23 protein-coding genes and 1 tRNA gene are annotated in these 21,190 nt (G+C 62.9%); 9 read left to right on the forward strand and 15 right to left on the reverse strand.

Features of this window, described 5'->3' with window-relative positions:
* The first annotated feature begins 37 nt into the window (after positions 1 to 37).
* From ACFC3J_RS03090 to gltB, 3 genes are all read left to right on the forward strand, one after another.
* Positions 38 to 1,489, forward strand: coding sequence for an NAD(P)-dependent oxidoreductase (locus ACFC3J_RS03090; protein ID WP_375194746.1), 1,452 nt, complete (start codon positions 38 to 40; stop codon positions 1,487 to 1,489).
* On the forward strand, positions 1,489 to 2,199 hold the full coding sequence (locus tag ACFC3J_RS03095; protein WP_375194747.1) for a DUF2059 domain-containing protein: 711 nt from the start codon (positions 1,489 to 1,491) through the stop codon (positions 2,197 to 2,199). The genes ACFC3J_RS03090 and ACFC3J_RS03095 overlap by 1 nt, the downstream gene beginning before the upstream one ends.
* Before the next feature lie 86 nt (positions 2,200 to 2,285).
* Positions 2,286 to 6,824, forward strand: coding sequence for a glutamate synthase large subunit (gltB, locus tag ACFC3J_RS03100; RefSeq protein WP_375194748.1), 4,539 nt, complete (start codon positions 2,286 to 2,288; stop codon positions 6,822 to 6,824).
* A 9-nt stretch (positions 6,825 to 6,833) separates the two neighbouring features.
* On the opposite strand, the gene ACFC3J_RS03105 is transcribed toward gltB, so the two are convergent.
* Positions 6,834 to 7,259, reverse strand: coding sequence for a hypothetical protein (locus tag ACFC3J_RS03105; RefSeq protein WP_375194749.1), 426 nt, complete (start codon positions 7,257 to 7,259; stop codon positions 6,834 to 6,836).
* Positions 7,260 to 7,449: 190 nt separating this feature from the next.
* Between ACFC3J_RS03105 and ACFC3J_RS03110 the strand changes: the two genes are divergently transcribed.
* The 5 genes from ACFC3J_RS03110 (at position 7,450) to ACFC3J_RS03130 (ending at position 12,270) form a co-directional block, all read left to right on the forward strand.
* Positions 7,450 to 7,536: transfer RNA gene (locus tag ACFC3J_RS03110), tRNA-Leu, on the forward strand.
* Between the two features lie 231 nt (positions 7,537 to 7,767).
* Complete coding sequence (lptB, locus tag ACFC3J_RS03115; protein ID WP_375194750.1) at positions 7,768 to 8,553, forward strand: LPS export ABC transporter ATP-binding protein; 786 nt, start codon at positions 7,768 to 7,770, stop codon at positions 8,551 to 8,553.
* Between the two features lie 48 nt (positions 8,554 to 8,601).
* Positions 8,602 to 10,116 (forward strand): RNA polymerase factor sigma-54, encoded by a 1,515-nt coding sequence (gene rpoN, locus ACFC3J_RS03120; protein ID WP_375194751.1) that lies wholly within the window; start codon positions 8,602 to 8,604, stop codon positions 10,114 to 10,116.
* Positions 10,117 to 10,167: 51 nt separating this feature from the next.
* On the forward strand, positions 10,168 to 11,019 hold the full coding sequence (locus ACFC3J_RS03125) for a D-amino-acid transaminase (protein WP_375194752.1): 852 nt from the start codon (positions 10,168 to 10,170) through the stop codon (positions 11,017 to 11,019).
* A gap of 252 nt (positions 11,020 to 11,271) precedes the next feature.
* Positions 11,272 to 12,270: a MarR family transcriptional regulator gene (locus ACFC3J_RS03130; protein WP_375194777.1), complete on the forward strand. Its 999-nt coding sequence runs from the start codon at positions 11,272 to 11,274 to the stop codon at positions 12,268 to 12,270.
* 155 nt (positions 12,271 to 12,425) lie between these two features.
* Here the strand turns inward: ACFC3J_RS03130 and ACFC3J_RS03135 are convergent, their stop codons facing one another.
* From ACFC3J_RS03135 to ACFC3J_RS03200, 14 genes are all read right to left on the reverse strand, one after another.
* Positions 12,426 to 13,487 (reverse strand): tyrosine-type recombinase/integrase, encoded by a 1,062-nt coding sequence (locus ACFC3J_RS03135; protein WP_375194753.1) that lies wholly within the window; start codon positions 13,485 to 13,487, stop codon positions 12,426 to 12,428.
* On the reverse strand, positions 13,373 to 13,672 hold the full coding sequence (locus ACFC3J_RS03140) for a helix-turn-helix domain-containing protein (protein ID WP_375194754.1): 300 nt from the start codon (positions 13,670 to 13,672) through the stop codon (positions 13,373 to 13,375). Before ACFC3J_RS03140 ends, ACFC3J_RS03135 begins: the two co-directional genes overlap by 115 nt.
* Entirely contained in the window at positions 13,669 to 14,451 is a 783-nt protein-coding gene (locus ACFC3J_RS03145) for a hypothetical protein (protein ID WP_375194755.1), read from the reverse strand. Before ACFC3J_RS03145 ends, ACFC3J_RS03140 begins: the two co-directional genes overlap by 4 nt.
* Positions 14,361 to 14,804, reverse strand: a complete 444-nt coding sequence (locus ACFC3J_RS03150) for a hypothetical protein (protein ID WP_375194756.1) — start codon at positions 14,802 to 14,804, stop codon at positions 14,361 to 14,363. Before ACFC3J_RS03150 ends, ACFC3J_RS03145 begins: the two co-directional genes overlap by 91 nt.
* Entirely contained in the window at positions 14,801 to 15,307 is a 507-nt protein-coding gene (locus ACFC3J_RS03155) for a hypothetical protein (protein WP_375194757.1), read from the reverse strand. Before ACFC3J_RS03155 ends, ACFC3J_RS03150 begins: the two co-directional genes overlap by 4 nt.
* Positions 15,304 to 15,501, reverse strand: coding sequence for a hypothetical protein (locus ACFC3J_RS03160; protein ID WP_375194758.1), 198 nt, complete (start codon positions 15,499 to 15,501; stop codon positions 15,304 to 15,306). Before ACFC3J_RS03160 ends, ACFC3J_RS03155 begins: the two co-directional genes overlap by 4 nt.
* 2 nt (positions 15,502 to 15,503) lie before the next feature.
* Positions 15,504 to 15,749, reverse strand: a complete 246-nt coding sequence (locus tag ACFC3J_RS03165) for a DUF2312 domain-containing protein (RefSeq protein ID WP_375194778.1) — start codon at positions 15,747 to 15,749, stop codon at positions 15,504 to 15,506.
* A gap of 164 nt (positions 15,750 to 15,913) precedes the next feature.
* Positions 15,914 to 18,628 carry a toprim domain-containing protein gene (locus tag ACFC3J_RS03170; protein WP_375194759.1) on the reverse strand — a complete coding sequence of 905 codons (2,715 nt, stop codon included), beginning with the start codon at positions 18,626 to 18,628 and terminating at the stop codon, positions 15,914 to 15,916.
* A gap of 99 nt (positions 18,629 to 18,727) precedes the next feature.
* A complete protein-coding gene (locus tag ACFC3J_RS03175; protein WP_375194760.1) occupies positions 18,728 to 19,024 on the reverse strand; it encodes an ogr/Delta-like zinc finger family protein in 297 nt (98 codons plus the stop codon).
* Between the two features lie 17 nt (positions 19,025 to 19,041).
* Complete coding sequence (locus tag ACFC3J_RS03180; RefSeq protein ID WP_375194761.1) at positions 19,042 to 19,512, reverse strand: hypothetical protein; 471 nt, start codon at positions 19,510 to 19,512, stop codon at positions 19,042 to 19,044.
* Complete coding sequence (locus ACFC3J_RS03185) at positions 19,509 to 19,736, reverse strand: hypothetical protein (RefSeq protein ID WP_375194762.1); 228 nt, start codon at positions 19,734 to 19,736, stop codon at positions 19,509 to 19,511. Before ACFC3J_RS03185 ends, ACFC3J_RS03180 begins: the two co-directional genes overlap by 4 nt.
* The gene (locus ACFC3J_RS03190) at positions 19,733 to 19,930 is read right to left on the reverse strand and encodes a hypothetical protein (protein ID WP_375194763.1); all 198 of its coding nucleotides are present in this window, start codon (positions 19,928 to 19,930) and stop codon (positions 19,733 to 19,735) included. The genes ACFC3J_RS03185 and ACFC3J_RS03190 overlap by 4 nt, the downstream gene beginning before the upstream one ends.
* Complete coding sequence (locus tag ACFC3J_RS03195; RefSeq protein ID WP_375194764.1) at positions 19,927 to 20,211, reverse strand: hypothetical protein; 285 nt, start codon at positions 20,209 to 20,211, stop codon at positions 19,927 to 19,929. Before ACFC3J_RS03195 ends, ACFC3J_RS03190 begins: the two co-directional genes overlap by 4 nt.
* A complete protein-coding gene (locus tag ACFC3J_RS03200; protein WP_375194765.1) occupies positions 20,211 to 20,540 on the reverse strand; it encodes a carph-isopro domain-containing protein in 330 nt (109 codons plus the stop codon). Before ACFC3J_RS03200 ends, ACFC3J_RS03195 begins: the two co-directional genes overlap by 1 nt.
* 50 nt (positions 20,541 to 20,590) lie before the next feature.
* On the opposite strand from ACFC3J_RS03200, the gene ACFC3J_RS03205 reads away from it, so the two are divergent.
* Positions 20,591 to 21,136: an XRE family transcriptional regulator gene (locus ACFC3J_RS03205; RefSeq protein WP_336950574.1), complete on the forward strand. Its 546-nt coding sequence runs from the start codon at positions 20,591 to 20,593 to the stop codon at positions 21,134 to 21,136.
* Positions 21,137 to 21,190 lie beyond the last annotated feature (54 nt).

The raw sequence follows: 21,190 nt of genomic DNA on the forward strand, positions 1-21,190 counted from the left end.
GCTATGCGCACCCTGAAATCATTTTCAGGGACTCATTATGGCTGACAATCCAATGCTGAAATTCGTGGGAACGGGCCAAGCCTATCCCGAGAAGCGTTCGGCCGACGATCGCGCCGACGACTTTCTGGAAATCAGCCGCAGCTTCATTCTGGACAAGGCTGAAGAACAGGCGTCGCGATGCTCGCAGTGCGGCGTGCCCTATTGCTCGACCCATTGCCCGCTGCACAACCATATCCCGGACTGGTTGCGCCTGACCGCCGAGGGCCGGTTGCGCGAAGCCTATGAGCTGTCGAACCTGACCAGCACCATGCCGGAAATCTGCGGTCGCATCTGCCCGCAGGACCGCCTGTGTGAAGGCAATTGCGTCATTGAATTTTCCGGCCATGGGTCGGTCACCATCGGCTCGGTGGAAAAGTTCATCACCGACACCGCCTGGAAGGAAGGCTGGGTCGAACCGCTGGTGCCCGGCGTCGCGACCGGCCAGTCGGTCGGCGTCATCGGCGCAGGTCCGGCAGGCCTGACCACGGCGGAATATCTGCGCGTCGCGGGCTATGAAGTGCATGTCTATGACCGGCATGATCGCGCGGGCGGTTTGCTGACCTACGGCATCCCCGGCTTCAAGCTGGAGAAGGACGTCGTCATGCGCCGCATCCAGCGCCTGAAGGACGGCGGCATCGTCTTCCATGAGAGCTTCGAGGTCGGCCGCGACGCCACTATGGAAGAGTTGCGCAACCGCCATGACGCGGTGCTGATCGCGACCGGCGTGTACAAGCCCCGCGACATCCGCGCACCGGGCGTCGGCGCGCCGGGCGTGGTAAAGGCGCTCGACTATCTCACCGCCTCCAACAAGGCCGGCTTCGGCGACGCCGTGCCCGAGCATGAGGACGGCACGCTGCTCGCGACGGGCAAGAATGTCGTCGTCATCGGCGGCGGCGACACCGCGATGGACTGCGTGCGCACCGCCATCCGTCAGGGCGCCAGATCGGTGAAGTGCCTCTATCGCCGCGACCGTGACAATATGCCCGGTTCGCAGCGCGAAGTCGCCAATGCCGAGGAAGAAGGCGTCGAGTTCGTCTGGCTTTCCGCCCCTATCGCCTTCGAGGGCACGGAGCATGTCACCGGCGTCAGGGTCACGAAAATGCGCCTGGGCCAGCCCGACGCCTCGGGCCGCCGCGCGCCGGAGGCCGATCCGGGTACCGAATATACGCTCGACGCCGATCTGGTGATCAAGGCGCTGGGCTATGATCCGGAGGAACTGCCCAAGCTGTTCGGCGCGGAGGATCTGTCGGTCACCCGCTGGGGCACGTTGCGCGTCGATCACAAGACGATGATGACCAGCATGGACGGGGTGTTTGCAGCCGGCGACATTGTGCGCGGCGCTTCGCTGGTCGTCTGGGCGATCCGCGACGGACGCGACGTGACCGAGCATATGCACCGCTATCTGAAGGCTAAGGCGAAGGCGGCGGCCGGAGAAAGGCAAGCCGCCTGATGCGCGCCGCCTTCCTCCTCCTGCTGGCGACCCCGATAGCTGCACAGGCCCAAACGCAGGTTCCGGCGACAGCCGTCCAGTCTGTGGATTCGGCACTGCTGGCCAAGGCTCAGCCGATCGCCGCCATCATTTTGCCCAACGGCACCATGGAAAAGATGATGGGGCCGATGATGCAGAAGATGACGGGGCCGATGTTGGACGGCATGACCAAGATGCCGATCCGCGAGTTTCTGAAAGTCGGCGGTTTCGACCCAGAGCGGGCGGAAAATCTGGGTAAAGGCACGATTGAGGAAATGATGGCGATCATCGATCCCAATTTCCGCAAGCGGATGGACGTAATGGTCAACACCATGATGCCGGCCATCGGCCAATTCATGGGACGTTATGAGCCGGACATGCGGGAAGGCATGGCAGAGGCGTTCGCCTATCGCTACAGCGCAGCCGAGCTTGATCAGATCAGTGTTTTCCTGAAAACCCCTGTCGGCGCCAAATTCGGTGCAGGCTTCATGGAGCTGGCCGCCGACCCGCATTATGTTGGCCGAATGCAGAAGATCATGCCGGAAATGATGCGGGCCATGCCGGAGATTATGAAATCCTCCGCGGCGGAACTCGCCAAGCTGCCCAAGCCGCGAACCTACGATGATCTGACAAAGGCTGAGCGCGAGCGTCTCACCGCATTGCTCGGCGCGGACGCGAAGAAAGCCGACTGACGATAGCGCCGGCTATGCCGGCAACCAACGGAATGACAGCGGCCGTGCCCAAAAATACGGACGGCCACATGCAAGGGTAAGTCATCATGACCGACACCAATTTCATGGCCAGCCCCGAAGAACGCGCACGCATCGCGGCCGAGGGCATGTATCACCCGGAAATGGAAGGCGATGCCTGCGGCGTCGGCCTGGTCGCCGCGACCGACGGCCGCCCGAGCCGCCGCGTCGTGGCGTCGGCCATCGATGCGCTGAAGGCCGTATGGCACCGTGGCGCCGTAGACGCCGACGGCAAGACCGGCGACGGCGCGGGCATCCATGTCGACCTGCCGGTGCGCTTCTTCGACGACGCCATTGCCGACTCCGGCCACAAGCCGCTGCCCAACCGCCTCGCCGTCGGCATGATCTTCCTGCCGCGCACCGATTTGAGCGCGCAGGAAACCTGCCGCACCATCGTTGAATCCGAGATCATTGACGCAGGCTACACCATCTACGGCTGGCGTCAGGTACCCGTCGACGTCTCCGTCATCGGTGAAAAGGCCCAGCGCACCCGTCCTGAGATCGAGCAGATCATGATCGCCGGCCCGATGCCGGAAGAGCGCGATCAGGCCGAGTTCGAAAAGGATCTCTATCTCATCCGCCGCCGGATCGAGAAAAAGGTGATCGCGGCGCAGATCGCCGATTTCTATATCTGCAGCCTGTCGGCGCGCTCGATCATCTACAAGGGGCTGTTCCTCGCCGAATCGCTGTCGGTCTTCTATCCCGACCTTCAGGATGAGCGGTTCGAGAGCCGCGTCGCCATCTTCCACCAGCGCTATTCGACCAACACCTTCCCGCAATGGTGGCTGGCCCAGCCGTTCCGCACGCTCGCGCATAATGGTGAGATCAACACCATCCGCGGCAACAAGAACTGGATGAAGAGCCACGAGATCAAGATGGCCAGCCTCGCCTTCGGCGAGCAGTCGGAGGACATCAAGCCGGTGATCCCGGCGGGTGCGTCCGACACCGCCGCGCTCGATGCCGTGTTCGAGGCGATCTGCCGTTCGGGCCGCGATGCGCCGACCGCCAAGCTGATGCTTGTGCCCGAAGCCTATCAGTCGGCCAGCGCCGAACTGCCCCAGGCGCATTCGGACATGTATGAATATCTCGCCTCCGTGATGGAGCCGTGGGACGGCCCGGCTGCGCTGGCGATGACCGACGGCCGCTGGGTGGTGGCGGGCGTCGACCGCAATGCGCTCCGGCCCCTGCGCTACACGCTGACCGGCGACAATCTGCTGATCGTGGGTTCGGAAACCGGCATGGTCGTCGTGCCCGAAACCACAATCGTCCGGAAGGGCCGCATGGGACCGGGCCAGATGATCGCCGTCGACCTTCAGGAAGGCGTGATCTTCGACGATCATGAGATCAAGGACCAGATTGCGGGCGAGCGCCCCTATTCGGAACTGATCAAGGACTTCATGACGGTCAACGATCTGGGTGACGTGCCCAGCGCCTTGCCCAGCTGGGACAAGGCCGAGCTGACGCGCCGTCAGGTCGCCGCCAACATGACGCTTGAAGATATGGAACTGATCCTTGCCCCGATGGTCGAGGATGCGAAGGAAGCCGTCGGCTCGATGGGCGACGACACCCCGCTCGCGGTCATTTCCGACAAGCCGCGCACGGTCAGCCATTTCTTCCGCCAGAATTTCAGCCAGGTCACCAACCCGCCGATCGATCCGCTGCGGGAACGGTACGTCATGAGCCTGAAGACGCGCTTTTCCAACCTCCACAACATATTGGAGCAGGACGCACAGAACAGCCATGTGCTGGTGCTGGATTCACCGGTGCTGACCTCGTCCGAATGGGCGAAGCTGAAGGGGCATTTCGGCCCTGCCGTTGCGGAAATCGATTGCACCTTCCCGGCCGAGGGCGGGCAGGAGCAGTTGCGCACGGCCATCACCCGCATCCGCGAGGAGGCCGAGCAGGCCGTGCGCGAAGGCCGCACCGAAATCTTCCTGACCGACGAGTATGTCAACGCCGACCGCATCGCCATTGCTGGGGTGCTGGCGGCCGCGGCCGTCCACACCCATCTCGTGCGCAAGGGGCTGCGCAGCTATGCGTCGATCAACGTGCGCTGCGCCGAAGCGCTCGACACCCATTATTTCGCGGTGCTGATCGGCGTAGGCGCGACCACGGTGAACGCCTATCTGGCGGAAGCCAGCATCGCTGACCGCCATGCCCGCGGCCTGTTCGGTGATCTGGCGCTGGATGCCTGTTTCGAACGCTATCGCATCGCCATCAACGAGGGCTTGCTGAAGATCATGTCCAAGATGGGCATCGCGGTCATCAGCAGCTATCGCGGCGGCTATAATTTCGAAGCCGTGGGCCTCAGCCGCGCGCTGGTCAACGATCTCTTCCCCGGCATGCCCGCGAAGATTTCGGGCGAAGGCTATCAGTCGCTCCATTATAGCGCGAAGATGCGGCACGACACCGCCTATGACAGCGCCGTGGTGCGCCTGCCGGTCGGCGGCTTCTACCGCCAGCGCAACGGTGGCGAGACGCATGCTTACTCGGCGCAACTCATGCACCTTTTGCAGACCTCGGTAGCGACCGACAGCTATTCGACCTATCTGCAATTCTCGCGGGGCGTGCGCGACCTGCCGCCGGTTTACCTCCGCGACCTGCTGGAGTTCAACTTCGCCCGCGAGGCGGTGCCGATCGATGAGGTCGAGGCGACCACCGAGATCCGCAAGCGCTTCGTGACGCCGGGCATGTCGCTGGGCGCCCTGTCTCCGGAGGCGCATGAGACGCTGGCCATCGCCATGAACCGCATCGGCGCCAAGGCCGTGTCGGGCGAAGGGGGCGAGGATGCGAACCGCTTCAAGCCCTATGAGAATGGCGACAATGCGAACTCGGTGATCAAACAGATCGCATCGGGCCGCTTCGGCGTCCATGCTGAGTATCTTGGGTCGGCCGAGGAAATCGAGATCAAGGTGGCCCAGGGCGCCAAGCCCGGCGAAGGCGGCCAGCTGCCCGGTTTCAAGGTGACCGAGTTCATCGCCAAACTGCGTCATGCGACGCCCGGCGTGACGCTGATCTCGCCGCCGCCGCACCATGACATCTACTCGATCGAGGATCTCGCGCAGCTCATCTACGACTGCAAGATGATCAATCCTCGGGCGCGGGTTTGCGTGAAGCTGGTCAGCCAGGCGGGCATCGGCACCGTGGCTGCGGGCGTGGCAAAGGCCCATGCCGACGTCATCCTCGTCGCGGGCCATGTCGGCGGCACCGGCGCTTCGCCGCAGACTTCGGTGAAATATGCGGGCACGCCGTGGGAAATGGGCCTGTCGGAAGCCAATCAGGTGCTGACCCTCAACGGTTTGCGTCATCGCGTGAAGCTGCGCACCGACGGCGGCCTCAAGACCGGCCGCGACATCGTGATCGCAGCGATTCTGGGCGCGGAAGAGTTCGGCATCGGCACGCTGTCGCTGGTCGCCATGGGCTGCATCATGGTGCGCCAGTGCCACAGCAACACCTGTCCGGTCGGCGTCTGCGTGCAGGATGAAAAGCTGCGCGAGAAGTTCACCGGCACGCCGGAGAAGGTCATCAACCTCATGACCTTCATCGCGGAAGAGGTTCGCGAGATCCTCGCCCGTCTGGGCTATCGCAGCCTCGATGAGGTGATCGGCCGTACCGAACTGCTGAAGCAGGTCAACCGTGGCGCCGAGCATCTGGACGATCTCGACCTCAACCCGATCCTCGCCAAGGTGGACGCGCCCGACGATCAGCGCCGTTTCAGTCTGACCGAATGGCGCAATGCCGTTCCGGACAGTCTGGACGCACAGATGATGAAGGACGCCCGCGCGGTGTTCGAACGCGGCGAGAAGATGCAGCTCACCTATACGGTGCGCAACACGCATCGCGCCGTGGGCACGCGCCTTTCGGCTGCCGTGACCGAGCGATTCGGCATGTCGAGCCTTGCGGATGGGCATCTGACCGTGCGTCTGCGCGGTTCTGCGGGTCAGTCGCTGGGCGCCTTCCTCTGCAAGGGCATCAAGCTGGAAGTATTCGGCGACGCCAACGACTATGTCGGGAAGGGCCTGTCGGGCGGCATCATCACGGTGCGCACGACCGTTTCCTCGCCCCTGTCGAGCAAGGACAACACCATCATCGGCAACACAGTCCTCTACGGCGCGACCAGCGGCAAGCTGTTCGCGGCGGGTCAGGCGGGGGAACGCTTCGCCGTCCGCAACTCGGGCGCGCAGGTGGTGGTCGAGGGCTGCGGCGCCAATGGCTGCGAGTATATGACTGGCGGCACCGCGGTCATATTGGGCAGGACCGGCGCGAACTTCGGCGCGGGCATGACCGGCGGCATGGCCTTCATCCTCGACGAGGATGGCAGCTTCCCGACCCGTGCAAACCCGGAGAGCATCATCTGGCAGCGGCTGGAAAGCGCCCATTGGGAGGCGGAGCTGAAGTCGCTGATCGCCCAGCACGCGGTGGCGACCGACAGCAAATGGTCGAACACCATCCTGGACGACTGGGACCGCTGGCGCCGTTACTTCTGGCAGGTCTGCCCGAAGGAGATGGTCAGCCGCCTCGCTTACCCGTTGAGCGATGCGTCCGCAGAGGTCGTCGCCGCCGAATAAGCGGCACGATCAATAAGATATGGCAGCGTCCGCCGGGATATCCTCGGCGGGCGTTTTGCTATCGGGGGCCTGGGCGATCCTCACCGTCCCCCAATCACCGCCTTCATCCGAAACGAAACGTTCGACCGAAGCGGGCAGTGTTCGGACGCGCGGCGGCGGTTCGACGACATCGACCGGTATCTCCTCATCCTGCGACGCATATTCGCGCACCGCCGGATCGTTCATCCCGTTCCAGCCCGCCATCTCAGCTGCCATCTGCCGATCGGCCAGCGTGGGACCGCAACCCTTGCAATGGATGATCGCCGGTCCGCTCAAGGCCGCCGTCTCATAGGGTGGATCATTCCGTGTCGTCGCCTCCGGCAACGCCGTTTCCACCCATGCTCTTGGCGATGTCGTCGCGTAGAGACCAAGGCCATAGCCTCCGGTCAACGCCACCCCGGCACTTGCACATGAAAATAACCAGAAGCGCGCGGACATTGGTGACCCTTCCCTATCCTTCCATCGCTCCCCGACTTTCTCTGTCCAAAACAACGCTTGTGCAGATAGGTTGTTGCATGACCCAAAAGCCTTTGCTAAGGGCCGCCTCCTACCAAGGCACCGGCCCCGCCGGTTCCCCGGAAAATGTGCGGTCGTGGCGGAATTGGTAGACGCGCAACGTTGAGGTCGTTGTGGCCGAAAGGCCGTGGAAGTTCGAGTCTTCTCGACCGCACCATTTCCTGAAATCGGGATCATCCTTGCCTTCGGGCAGCCCGGCGCTTTTGCGTAACATTCGCATTGAAAGCTTGCCCGCCAAGCCCAATCTAGCCGCGGTTCATGGCTTTAAGGGCTATGAGGACCATTTTCCCCCTTGCCCCGGCGGCGATCCCATGCACAAAGCTTGCCAATTGCCGTGCGGGTCTAGGGATTTTACCCGCAATTAACCATGCGGCAGCAAGGATGGGTTATGGACGACGTGATGATGCAGGACCGAACAGCCCCGGCATCGCCCCTTCCTCCTCAAGAGGTGGGAGAGGGTCTTTCCGTCATCTCCATCGCAAAAAGTTACGACAAGCGTGTGGTGCTGGCCGACGTGTCCTTGACTGTCGGCAAGGGTGAAGTGGTCGGCCTGCTTGGTCCCAATGGTGCGGGCAAGACGACCTGCTTCTATTCGGTGATGGGCCTGGTGCGGCCCGACCATGGGCGCATCGTACTCGACGGGCAGGATATTACCGGCCTGCCCATGTATCGGCGATCGATCCTGGGTCTGGGCTATCTACCGCAGGAGACTTCGATCTTTCGCGGCCTGACCGTCGCGCAGAATATCGGCGCGGTGCTGGAACTGGCCGAACCGGACAGGGCAGCCCGCGCCGCGCGGCTGGAACAGCTGCTCGAAGAATTCGGCCTCACCCGGCTGCGCGATTCGTCGGCCGTGGCGCTCTCGGGCGGTGAACGCCGACGCTGCGAAATTGCCCGCGCGCTGGCGGCCAACCCGTCGATCGTGCTGCTCGACGAGCCTTTCGCGGGCATCGACCCCCTCTCCATCGCCGATATTCGCGATCTGGTGAAGCAATTGAAGACCCGCGGTATCGGCGTCCTCATCACCGATCATAATGTCCGCGAGACGCTGGAGATCGTCGATCGCGCCTGCATCATCTACGACGGCAAGGTGCTGTTCGCGGGCAGTCCGACCGAACTTGTCGCCAATGCCGATGTGCGGCGACTCTATCTGGGCGAGAATTTCTCGCTCTAGCATGACAGACCGGGCCCTTCCCCCCAGCACAGGCAAGGGAAACGGTTGATGGCGCTCGCGCCCCGTCTCGACCTGCGGCAAAGCCAATCGCTCGTCATGACGCCCCAGCTCCAGCAGGCCATCAAGCTGCTGGCGCTGTCCAATCTGGAGATCGAGGCCTTTGTCGCGAGCGAGATGGAGAAGAATCCGCTGCTCGAGGCGTGCGGGCCTGACGATTTCACCCCCTCCGCCGACGGCATCGACCGGGAGACCCAAACCCACAGCGTCGCGGCGGAGGTCGGCGACAGCGACCAGCTGATCGGCCAGGGTCTGGGCAGCGCCGATTCACCACTCGACGTCGATTTTGGCGCGGAAACCTTCATCGACAATGGCCCTGCAGACCGCATGGCTGGCCCGAGCGCCAGTTCAGGGGGCATGGAGCCGCTATCGGGCGGCACTGGCGAAGCGTTCGATTTCGACAGTTTCGCCAATCCCGAACCGGGGTTGCAGGAACATCTGATGGATCAGGCCCGCGCCGTCCTTTCGGACATGGATCTGCTGATCGCCACCCAGTTGATCGGCCAGATCGACCCGGCAGGCTATCTGGACGCTAATCTGCTCGAAACCGCCCATGCGCTGGGCGTACCGCTCTTCGAAGTCGAGCATGTGCTGGACGTGATCCACAGCTTCGATCCTACCGGCGTCGGCGCGCGGTCGCTGTCCGAATGCCTCATGCTTCAGGCGATGGAGGCTGACCGCTACGATCCCTGCATGGCGAGGCTGCTCGCCAATCTCGACCTGCTGGCCAAGGGCGCCCTGCCCCAGCTGCGCCGCATCTGCGGCGTGGATGAGGAGGATATGGCCGACATGATCCGCGAACTGCGCGGCTATGATCCCAAGCCCGGCCTGCGCTTCTCGCACGACAGCGCCCCTCCGGTGACGCCGGACCTGTTCGTGCGCCCGACCCGCGACGGCTGGTCGATCGAGGTGAACAACGCCACCCTGCCCCGCCTGCTGATCAACCGAAGCTATTATGTCGAGCTCGCCGCCGGCCCGCAGGACAGGGCATCCAGGGCATGGCTGGCCGATTGCCTTGCCAGCGCCAACTGGCTGGTGAAAGCGCTGGACCAGCGCCAGAAGACGATCATCAGGGTCGCAAGCGAGATCGTTCGGCAACAGGAGGATTTCTTCCGCAAGGGAGTAGAGCATCTCAGACCCCTGACTCTCAAGGCCGTGGCTGAGGCGATCCAGATGCATGAATCCACAGTGAGCCGGGTCACGTCGAACAAATATCTGTCGTGCCCGCGCGGCCTCTTTGAACTCAAATATTTTTTCACCAGCGGCGTCGCGGCAGCCGGAGGCGAGGGCGCGGTATCGGCCGAGGCGGTGAAAAGCCATATCAAGGCGCTGATCGCCGCCGAAACGGCCGACGCCATCCTCTCCGACGACACGCTGGTCGACATGCTGCGCGCCAAGGGCATGGACATTGCCCGCCGCACCGTCGCCAAATATCGCGAAGCGATGGGGATAGGCTCATCCGTGCAACGACGGCGGCAGAAGGCGTTGCGGGGGCAAGCGGCTTGACCGAAGGGCGGTGACAAGCCAGATCGGCCGCCTTGAACAGGGGATCACCGCATGTCCGTCGCTTATCTCAATGGCCGCTTCGTGCCGCTGGCCGAAGCCCGAATCTCCGTGCTGGATCGCGGCTTCCTGTTCGCCGACGGCATTTATGAGGTCGCGGCGGTCATTGACGGCAAGCTGGTCGACAGCGCCTCGCACCTTGCCCGGCTGGAGCGCTCGACCAGCGCGATCGGCATCGGTCTGCCCCTCCTTTTGACAGAGATCGAATCCGCGCAGAAGGAACTGGTGGCGCGCAACAATCTGACCGAAGGCCTGGTATACGTCCAGATCACGCGTGGAGCGGATGCGACCCGCGACTTCCTGCCCTCGCCCGACATCCAGCCGACGCAGGTGATGTTCACCCATGCCAAGCCCTTTCTCGACGTCCCCGCCGCGCGCAACGGCTTAGCGGTCGCGACGATGCCGGACCTGCGCTGGGCGCGGCGCGACATCAAGAGCGTCGGCCTGCTGGCTCAGGCCATGGCGAAGCGCGCCGCCGCAGATGCAGGTGCGCAGGAGGCCTGGATGGTCGAGGACGGTTTCGTGACCGAGGGCGCCTCCTCCACCGCCTTCATCGTGACGGACGAAGGCATCATCACCCGCCCCTATTCGCAGGCGGTCCTCGCTGGCTGTACCGGCGCGGCCCTGACCGCGCTGGCGGAGGAGAGCGGCATCGCCGTCGTCCGCCGCCCGTTCACGGTCGCGGAGGCTCTGGCGGCGAAGGAAGCCTTCATAACCAGCGCTTCGACCCTCTGCCAGTCGGTGGTGCGGATCGACGGCCAGAGCATCGGGGACGGCGTGCCGGGTCCGGTCGCGATGCGGTTGCGCGCCCTTTATATTGACTTTGCCCGGCGCACTTCAGTCTGAAGTTCCGCAAATGCGCAAAAGCTGATCCGTTTCGGATGAGACGCAGCGCCACCCCTGTTCCCGCCAATTCGGCGTTTGCGGACGCTCCAATTTGATCAGCGGGGGCGTGCGGACTCGCATCTTTGGCCGGATACAAGGGCAAATGCGCACCATCAGGCGAAATCAGGTCCGTTTCGGAGCTTGGTAAGGCTGCGTAACGAAGGCATTGCGGTAAATGGGAACCGGAAGGCGACAGGAGACAACATCGTGGAAATGGATCAATCCCAGCCCCGCTACGAAGCAGCGCTTGATCAGCCTTTCGGTCAAAAGGACGTAAGGCCGCGGCTGCTGATCCTGGCCGACGACATATATCTTGACGACGCGGAAGCGCTGAGCAGTGCAACCGGCCTGCGCCTGCTCGGCAAGGTGGCGCTGAATCAGGCCTGCGAGCGGCTGGATGCTCAGATCGATTGCGACATCGTCCTGCTATTCTGCCCCTCCCCCGACGACCGGCTCGAACGGCTGTTGGTACAGGTCGAAACGCTCGCGGTTCAGAAGGACATCTCCGTCATTCTGGTGGCGGGCCTCCACACCATCGATCTGGCCTATGCCTGCCTTCGCAGCGACCGCACGCAATTGCTGTGCACGCCCGATCACGCCGATCTGGCCGCCGCCCTGCTCGCGGCGGTCAATCAGTCGCAACAGCCGCTGCTCCATGACATGAACCCGGAAAGCGAAGGCGCCCGGCTTCAGCAATTGAGCGAGGAGGTCAGCCGTCTTGCCCGCACGCTGGAGACCCTGACCAAGCGCCCGCGCCATGCAACGCCTTCCTTTGATCTTGGTCCGCGCATTTCCGACCAGCCCAGCGACTATATCGGCATGCCCGCGCTCGAACCGATCGGCAGCGCCGACAAACCCGCCGAAAACCTGACGGTCGATGCAATGCAGGTGCGCGATCTGTTGCGCGCCCGCCGCTTGCGCGATGATTTCCTGCCCGCCGACCTGTTCGCCGATCCAGCCTGGGACATGCTGCTAGACCTGCTTGCCGCGCGGCTGGAGCATGAGCGGGTCTCGGTTTCCAGCCTGTGCATTGCTTCTGCGGTGCCGCCGACCACCGCCCTGCGCTGGATTCGGACGCTGACCGATCAGGGCTTCGTTCAGCGTCAGGCCGACCCGCATGACGGCCGCCGCGTGTTCATCGCCCTGGCCGACAGCACGGCCGAAGCGATGAGCCGCTGGTTCGTCGCCAGCCGCCGTTTCCTGTGCGCCTGAGGAATTTGTCCTCATCGCGCTTGACCAGCGCAAGGATTGCCGTAGATAGGCGCCCACCGAACGCTGGCCGTCAGGAACAGGCATCGGGCGATTAGCTCAGTTGGTAGAGCGTCTCGTTTACACGGAAATTTGGCGATTGCCATACCGCGTTGAATTTACGCGATTTTCTTCGTGTTCTCTGCATCCACTTCGGGAATAGTTCGGGACTCCGAAGCCTCCAGCGCCTTTCGCACATCGTCATCGAACGCGTGGGCATAGCGCAGCGTCGTGCGGATGTTCCTGTGTGCCAGGGCTTTCTGCGCGGCGGCCAAGTTGCCGGTCTGGCGCAGGATCCGCGTCCCGCGCGTGTGGCGCAGATCGTGGAAGCGGAAATTTTCGATTTCAGCGGCACTCAGGGCCTCGCCCCACACCTTCCGCCAGCCATCCTTGGAAATTGGGTATCGTTGCCCCTTGCGGCGCTTCTGGCGGCTCTGCTGGCATTCATAGGTGAATACCTGCGGGCACGCCTGCGGCTGCGTCGCTATGAGGACGATCATGTCTGTGGTCAGGGGACGCTTGATACGGTTGCCGCCCTTTACAGTGCGCCATGCCACCTTCGCGGGCAAATCCAGATCGGACCAGAGCAACGTCCGTACCTCGGAAACGCGCCATCCTGACAGCAGGGCGAATTTGACGAACGGCTGATAATCCTCCCGGATCGTGGAAAGCAGCCGGTCTTCCTCATCGAATTGCAGTTCGCGCGGGTCATGTTCCTTGACCGCATAGCGCATTGCGCCCCAATCCGGCATTTCGCCGACATCATAGCGGGCGCGATCGGTCGCGCGCCAGAAAGCGCGGGCGACGTCGATTTCCCGATTGACGCTGGAGCCTTCGACCAGCGCGGCGCGCTGCCGGAAATATGCACCGATGTCCGTGTGATCGACGTCGGACATGAAGGTGCGCGAGCCGATGGCATTGACGAAATTGTCCAGCCAGCTTTCAGATGATGCGCTCCATCGGGCTTCCTTGCGCAGCTTCGTCTCATATAACCCAGCGGCATCGTCCATCGTGATCGGCTTGCGATTTTTGATGTCGAGCGCCGCCTCAGCCCGCTTGCGCGCCTCTACCCTTTCCGCTTCTCGTTTCGTTTTCTGGCCCGTCGAGCCGTGAAATCTCCGACCACGATGCTGGAAATCGTAGAGGTAGAGGGTCGAGTTTTTCGGCTTGTAGACTGACATTGATCATCCTCACGGACGCGGGCCGACACGTAGGCGTCGCAGTCTTCCGGGCGGTAACGAATCTTGCGCTCTGTGATGGCGACGTAACGAATATGGCCCTGCTGGCGAAGGCGGCGCAAGGTCTTGTCGCTGATATGCAGGCGCTTCGCCGCCTCCGTTGGGGTTAAAAGGACCGGGCCGCTCATGCCGCGAACCTCAGCTGCTTTTCCACGGCAACCTTTTCGCGGGGCGGGATCCAGAAGGTTGGGGCGAATGGCCGACCTTGAGAGTCCGTCATGGGGGCGCGGCACTTGTCCCAAACCACCCACATATAGTCGATCTTGCCATGATCGTATGCGTTGTCGCCCAGCTGCTCGATGACGTCGCCGGGCGGCATGGATGGCCGTTCGCACAGGATCCACACGCCGATCGGCGTCTCGTCCGTGAAAAGCCGGTAGCGGCCTTCGCTGGCGAGCCATTTCAAAGGCAGCAGGGCGCAGACCTTGTGCGAGGCGATCGACAGGGCGCGGCGGATGCACTTTTCCGCCAGACCGCGAACAAGGCGGCCATTCTGATAGGAGAATGGCGGATTGAATATGATCGACAGGCCGCCCCCAGCCTCCAGCAGATGACGCTGGTCGCCGAGCAGGTCATGTGCGCCCATGAATAACCGGTGTCCGGCGGCGCGGTCGAACAGATCAGTACCATAGGCCTTGAAGCCTCGTTCGGTCAGCGCCTCCGGGATATGCAGTTGGCCGCAGCAGGGATCCAGATAGGTGACGTCCGATTCCAGGGTGATCATGTCGAGCAGACGGTGCGTCACCCACTTTTCCTCAACATACCAATCCCAAGGATGGCGGGTGCCGCCCTTCGGGCGGGAAGTCAGTTCGCCACTCATGCAGCGTTCCTTTGTTCGATAGCGGCGGCGCGGGGTTCGAGCAGGGGGATCGCCCAGACCTGCACGTAAAGGTGCGCCCAGCGCCAAATGGCGTAGAGGTTGCGGTATTGCGGGGTGTCGGCGACCGCCTTTTCCAGAGCGCGGTGCGCGGTGGCGACGATGGCAAGCCAGCCTTCCCGATCGGTCGGATTGGCTGGCCGGCCGATACCGGTCAGTTCCTCGCGCTCCAGCGTCGGGATCCCCAGCTTGCGGGCGATCAACACGGCCATGATATGCCATTGTGCCATGTCGGCGTTGCGGGCTTCGGTCATACGCCAGCGTTTATCGCTATTGCCCGCTTTGCGGATCTCTTCCGCCCATCCCGCCTCCCGGCGCTTGCACTCCGACACAATTGCGTCCCAATGCTGATCCGTGGTGATGGCCCAAGGCGCGGCTGTCATGGCTGCACCGCCATTCGGCCCATGTCCGTGATCTGCCACCAGTAAATCCGCGCCTTACCGGGGGCAGCTACGCCCTGCGCGAAACCGCGCTTTTCGAGACGCTTCATCATGTCGCGAGCGGTCTTGGTGCTGCTGTGTCGGCACAGCCCAGCTATGTGATGGGTCGCCACTGGCCCACCTTCTGACAGGAATGCCAGCGTAGTATGTTCGGCCAACGAAAGGACCGGGGTAGGCATAGGTGCGCTGATGCGACGCAGAGCGGTGGCGATGGGAACGAAGGCGATGGCTTCGGCGGTGCGCGGCCCGCGCAGCGAGTTTGCGCGCCAGCGGCGCACTTCGTCGGGCGACCGGGTGGTCAGAACCAGCGCCTTCTTTTGCGGGAAGGGCTGATGCCTGCACACGCCATCATCAATGATGGTGTCGAGGCCGAAGAAGTCCGCAAAGGCGCGGGCATTGATGGTCTTGCCGGTGCCGGGAGGGCCATGGATGACGATGATGCTCAACGGCGTTCTTCCTGAATAGAGGCCACGAAACGGGCGATGATGAAGGGGACGGCGCAGACGACGGCGATCAGGAACAGCGCGCGGGTCGCGCCTTTGATTGCCAGTTCGAGGCGGCGACTGCTGCGGCCAGCGGTGCCGCAGGAATCGCAGCGGCAACCGATAGGATGGATGGAGGGGGTGGACCGGCGGACCATGGCTATTCGATCCCCAGCGCTGATTTATAGGTTTCGAGGATGGCCTCGTTTTCCATGCGGGTGTTGCGCTCCATCTTCCGTAGCGCGATGATGGATTTCATGCCCTTGGCGTCGAAGCCGGTGGCCTTCGCCTCCAGATAGACGTCCTTGATGTCGTCGCTGATGCCCTGCTTTTCTTCCTCAAGGCGTTCGATGCGCTCGATGAACTGGCCCAACTGCTGGGCAGCGGCTTCGGGGTTGGCCTTGATCGGGTCGGGTGTGTGCTTCTTTTTCTTGCCCTTGCGGACCGGCGCGGCGGCGGTCGCCGGAACCAGCTGATGGACGAAGCCGCCTTTGCCATCGGGCACGGATGCCATTCGCATCGCGGGCGCGGGGGTGTTTACAGTCTGAGCCTGCATGATTGCCTTCCTGTTCATGCGTTGGAGGGGGGGCTGGGGCGTGCGAAAACCCAGCAGTTGACGGTTTTGCCGGTGCGGGAATTGACCGGCTTGTGAGCGAGGTATTTCCGGGCCTTGCTGGATTTCAGCAGGCGCTTGAGTTCGTTCATCGGGGGGAGTGACAGGCGCAGATCGCCGCACCGCTGTTCGAACTGCACAAGGTTGATCGCGAAGACTTCGCCGGTGCGGCTATGATCAATCGGGTTGGCGGTCTGATCGGATTCCTGCGCTGCGATCCAGTCGAACCGCTCCCAGAAGAGTTCGACATGGGGATGATCATGTTCGACCAAGCGCTGCCGTTCGGTCAGCATTTCCCGGATGAAATCGTGCGTGGCATCAGCCGCGGCTTTCGGGACGTTGCGCACCACGATCTGCATGGCATCGAACATGGCGGCCAGCTGGGCATGGTTCTTCGCCAAGCGGTCGTTGCGGACGCCGGGCTGCTTGAGCATCGCCTCGTAATGATCGGCGAACCGCTCCCGATAGCATTTGAGGATTTCCGCCTCTTTGCGGACGATGTGGACGATGAAGCCCGACACGTCGTCGCGCTCGAACCGGCTGATCTTTTCGGCGGCGGTGCGGGTGTGCGGTCCCCAACCCGTCTTGTCGATCGTCAGACCCATGATGCGCTCGCGCATCGCCGGGGACGCCTCGACCGGATCATTCTGCACGATGGCGATGGCCCCACGGAACGGCGGTTCGAAGGTTTCCATGCCGCCGTTGGCGATGGCGCGGGTGCGGACAGCGCGCCCGTTATAGGCGGTTTTCAGTTCGTCCCATTCGAACCGGCGGCTGTGCGGGGTGTCCTGCGTCCGGTCGCCCTCGATCAGCACCACAGGCAGGTTGCCGACCTGCCCCAGCGTGCGGGCGATACCGGCATTGGTGGCCTTGGTCGGGTCGAAGCCTTCATAATTGCCGACGCGGCCCATCAGCTTCCACAGGAACGCGATCAGCGTGGTCTTTCCGGTGCCGGGAGGGCCAGTCACTTCAAGGAAGCCCAGCGATTCCTGCATGGCGCGGACCTGCTCGGCGAACAGGGACAGCACCCAGAATGTCAGGGTGACATAGCCCTTCGCGCCCCACGCCTCATAGACGGGCTGGACCCAATCGAGATTGAGCCGGTCCGCGTCATAGCTGATCTTCAACAGCCGGTCCGCCGTGCGCAGCTTCACTGCCTTGCGCGAAAAGACGAAATAGTCGTCCGCGTTGACCTTCTCGACCTTGCCGTTGCTGACGCCGATGTCGCCCAGCAGATAGGCTTCATGGTCGATCGAATAGCCGGTGAACTGGATCGCCTCGACCATGCGGATGCTGGCCCATTGCCGCTGCATCAGCTTGTCCAGATGGCCGGTCGCGCCGGTCCACTGCGCGCCGGGGGCGACCGATGACAGGCGCTTTTTGAACTCGGCCCCGGCGGACAGGTTCGCGCCGGAAAAGGTGGCCTTCACCGCATCGCGGCGCGGCTGTCCCTTGATCCGGGGGAAGTCGATGCGGAGGAAATAGGCCCCCTCCTCCAGATAGGCGTCCTTCTGGAAATAGAGGGTGCGGAAGGTGCAGTTCGCCAGTTCGGTGATGTCGGCGGCCTGACGGGCGGCCTTTTCCCATTGCTCCTCATAGGGCAGCTGCTGGATTGACGGGTCGCTCTCGCGCAGCCCCTCAAGGATACTTTCGATCCGCTCCAGCGAGAAGGACGCCCACAGCTGGCGCTGGTTGAAGATCAGGGGGAAAGACGCGGTCTTGAACCGCTTGTAGATCAGGAACGCCTTTTCGTCGGCGGTGGCCGCGATCGTCACGTCGCCCGCCCACAGATATTCCTCTATGTGCTGGGGCTTGAGCCGATCGGCTTGGTGCAGGTCGTTCCAATCCCGCTTTTCGCCCTCGCCATCGACGCGGACCTGCGCGGCTCCCGCCATCCAGCCAGCCTTGCGGGCTTCGGCCACATGCGAGATTGCATATTCGACCCCTGCGGCGCCCTGATCATAGGCGAAGATCAGGCGCGGCCCGGCCCCGGCGGCGGGATCGTCGCCAATGGCCTTGCGCAGATCAGCCAGGAACTGCTTGGGGAAGTTGTTGCAGGACATGGCCGACACCGCGACGATGCCGTTTTGCCGCAGGGCGATGGCGTCGAAGATGCCTTCCGCGATCCAGATTTCCCGCGCGCGGGCCAGCGTTTCGACGGTATCGCCGGGATAGGTCCAGACCAGCCCGCGATAGCCGCCGCCATAGGAAAAGGTGGCCTTCTTGTCGCCGAAGCGGTGGGCCTGATCTATCAGCCGCTGCCAATATCCGCCGCCGGGCATCGGGAATCGCACGGTCGCGGACCCGATGTTCAGTTCCTGATCGTGATAACGTTCCTGCGTATAGGCGCCCTTGAGCGGAACGATGTCTAGGCCGCGCGCGGCGATCAGATAGGCGTCTGCCGCAGCGTTCGGATTTTGCGGCGACTGCTTATACCGCTTCGACCAGTCGTCGAAGATTTCGGGGTAGAGCTTCTTGGTTTCGCCCTCCCAGCCACATTTATCGACGCGGCCACAGCGGAGGATCCATGGGTGCCCCGCAGGCGTCCAGACGGATTTCTTGCCCTCCTTGCATTGGGGGCATTTCCCCTCGCGCAGAAAGCCACCGTTCTCGCGGAGATTATAGTCTTTGATCAGGCGGGCTGTGACTTCGCGGAGTATGTCTTCACGCATCTGGGCTGGCTTCTCAGGCAATAAGGGGCCGATCCCGGCGGCGGGGTGCGCCGGGCTGGGTTTCGTCGGTCAGGGAGGCGCGGGCGCGGCCCGCTGGGGTCAGTCGGCTACAGCGGCGGCAGCGGGTTCATGATCCGGTCCGTCATCATTGGCTGCGGCCCTGTCATTGGCCGCCGCGTGCCATGTGGTGAGGGGAAGCACCGCGAGCGGCTTTGGGAACCGGCTCGCCTTGGTGCTGCGCACCGCGACCATTTCCACGACAAATTCATGGCCGCAGGCGTCAGGATTGCGGCAGCGATAATAAAGCTCCCGAAAGAGCGTGCTTACCTTTCCAACGGCCCTAGAATGGGCACGGCCCCCGCAGGCCGGACAAGTGACGTGAGGCAGACCCGCCATCAGCTTTCCCCCAGTGATCACTGCGCGGCACCATTGCCGGGCAGAAAGGATTTGAGACGGGTCAGCAGCCGGTTCATGGCCCCGCTGGCTTCCTCAGTCTCTTTGATGGCGTGATAGATCTCGGTGGGCGTCGAGCCGGGCAGCGTCACATGGATGCTGCTGCTGATCGCGTCCGCCGATTCCTGCGTTGCCTGGGCGATGTCGTCCGCCAGCGCCTCGCGGCAAGCCAGCGTATCGAGCAACGATATGTCCAGCTGCCGTGCATAGCTTTCGAGGATCGGCGCGAAGCCACCGCCCGCAGCCATGAATGCCTTGTCGAGCGCCATGGCCTGATCCAGCGTCGGCAGTCCGCCCTGATCGCTCTCGCTCCAATAGCGGACAGCCCGCTTCGACCGCCGGGTGATCTTCGCGGCCTGATCCCAGCCAATCACGCCGACAGCCGTGGTGATGGCGAGGGAAAAGGACAGAGGGGCGCGGATCTTCGTCATGCGGGCCGCCAGATTTTGAAATGGCGCATGAGATCGTCAGGGATATGATCCTCTGGATACATCATGTGCTGAAACCCCAGCAGGATCGGCAACAGGCGGGCGACATCATATGCGGTGATGTCGGGTTGCGGTTTGTATTCAACCCGCGCGGGTTGGCGGATCGAATAGCCGGTGATGACCGTGCCCTCGATCGGCAGCGCAGCATCAAGCGTTTGCTCGGTCATGCTCCCGGCCTCCCCATGGCGCACATGGCGAAGATCGTCGCGCTGCTCATGATGAGGAAGGCGGCGAGGCTATACCAGCGCGGCAGCTGCGGCGCGGGAGCCGGTTCGTCGCGCAGGGTGGTGAGTTCTTCCGGCACCGTGAAGGTGTGGCGCGCGACATATTGCCCGCGCAGCCGATATTCGTTGCGGCTCATGCTGCCACCGCCGTCGCGCCTGCATAGCGCCCAGCTGCAACGGCGATATGGCCGGAAGTGGTGAGTTCGACGGGCTGGCCCTTGCGGATGTTGCCATGGCGATATTGCGCGGTGATGGCGCGCAACAGGTCGCGGCGGTGGCAGCGTAGCGTCGTTTCAAGGTCCGTCACCGTCAGGGGATGACCGGCATCGAAAAGAGCGTTGAGCAGGCCGATTTCGATCTGCTCGGCGTGCGAGAAAGACTTGCCGCACTTGCGCGCGGTCATGGTGATGACTGTCATCAGTGGACGTCCTTTCGTTGCGTTTCCGGCTTCCGATCGCAAGCGACGGTGATCGGCGGAGCCGTTATTTCAACAGGGGCGGCGGCGTTGGGCCGACCCAGAGGGAACACGACATGATCGGCGGTGATGGGCAGGCCGAGTTCTTCGGCAATTTGAAGCACATGCTGTTGTTCATTGGCCGGAACCCGTCCCTCCTTCTTCCAACCGTGGACGGTTGAAGCGGGGCGATTGAGATCGCGCGCCATCTTGCGCACGCCACCCCAAATCCCGAACAATGTATCACCCTGTTTCATGGTGATTGTGTTCGACTTTCCCGAACGAAAAGTCAACACCTTTTAGGGTGAGACTTTGTTCGGCTTTCCGGTGATGTCCTACGGCCATGGAAAAGGTTGCGACGAAACTCAAAGAACTGCGGAAATCTGCGGTTCCTCGCCTAACAGTGCGTGCAATGGCCGATGCGTTGGAGATGCCATTGGGATCGTACGCCCGGTATGAAAGCACCTACGATTACAAAAAATCTTTCCTTCCCATCGACCTAACGCGGAAAATAGCGTCCGTGCTGGCCTCGCATGGAATCGACGCAGCGGAGGTCATGAAGCTGGCCGGGCTGAATGAGGACGAGGCGGAGCCGGAAGGCAACGCAATCGAGGCGGCCCAGCCACAGGTGCAATATGTTTCGATGCCGCTCGCTTTGCCTAGTGAAGCTGCGCTGCGCGATATGTTCCGCAGCCTGCTAGTGCTGGTGCCGGAAGGAGCGACAAAGGACGAAGCCGCTGAAATTCTCGCTCGACGGCTTCCATCTGGCATCGCAGCGTGTGGACCTCTCGTGCTCGATCCACACGCGGCTCCATCGCCTGTAGGCGCAGAAGCGTCTCGATCTCCCGCCACAGATCATCGCGCATCTGCACCATCGTCGCGCACCTGACGGTGCAGGCCTGACAGGCAAATTCGCATCCCGGCGTCAGTCTGATCGCTCGCC

Origin of the sequence: Sphingobium sp. (genome assembly GCF_041987595.1) — a bacterium.
Classification (GTDB): domain Bacteria; phylum Pseudomonadota; class Alphaproteobacteria; order Sphingomonadales; family Sphingomonadaceae; genus Sphingobium.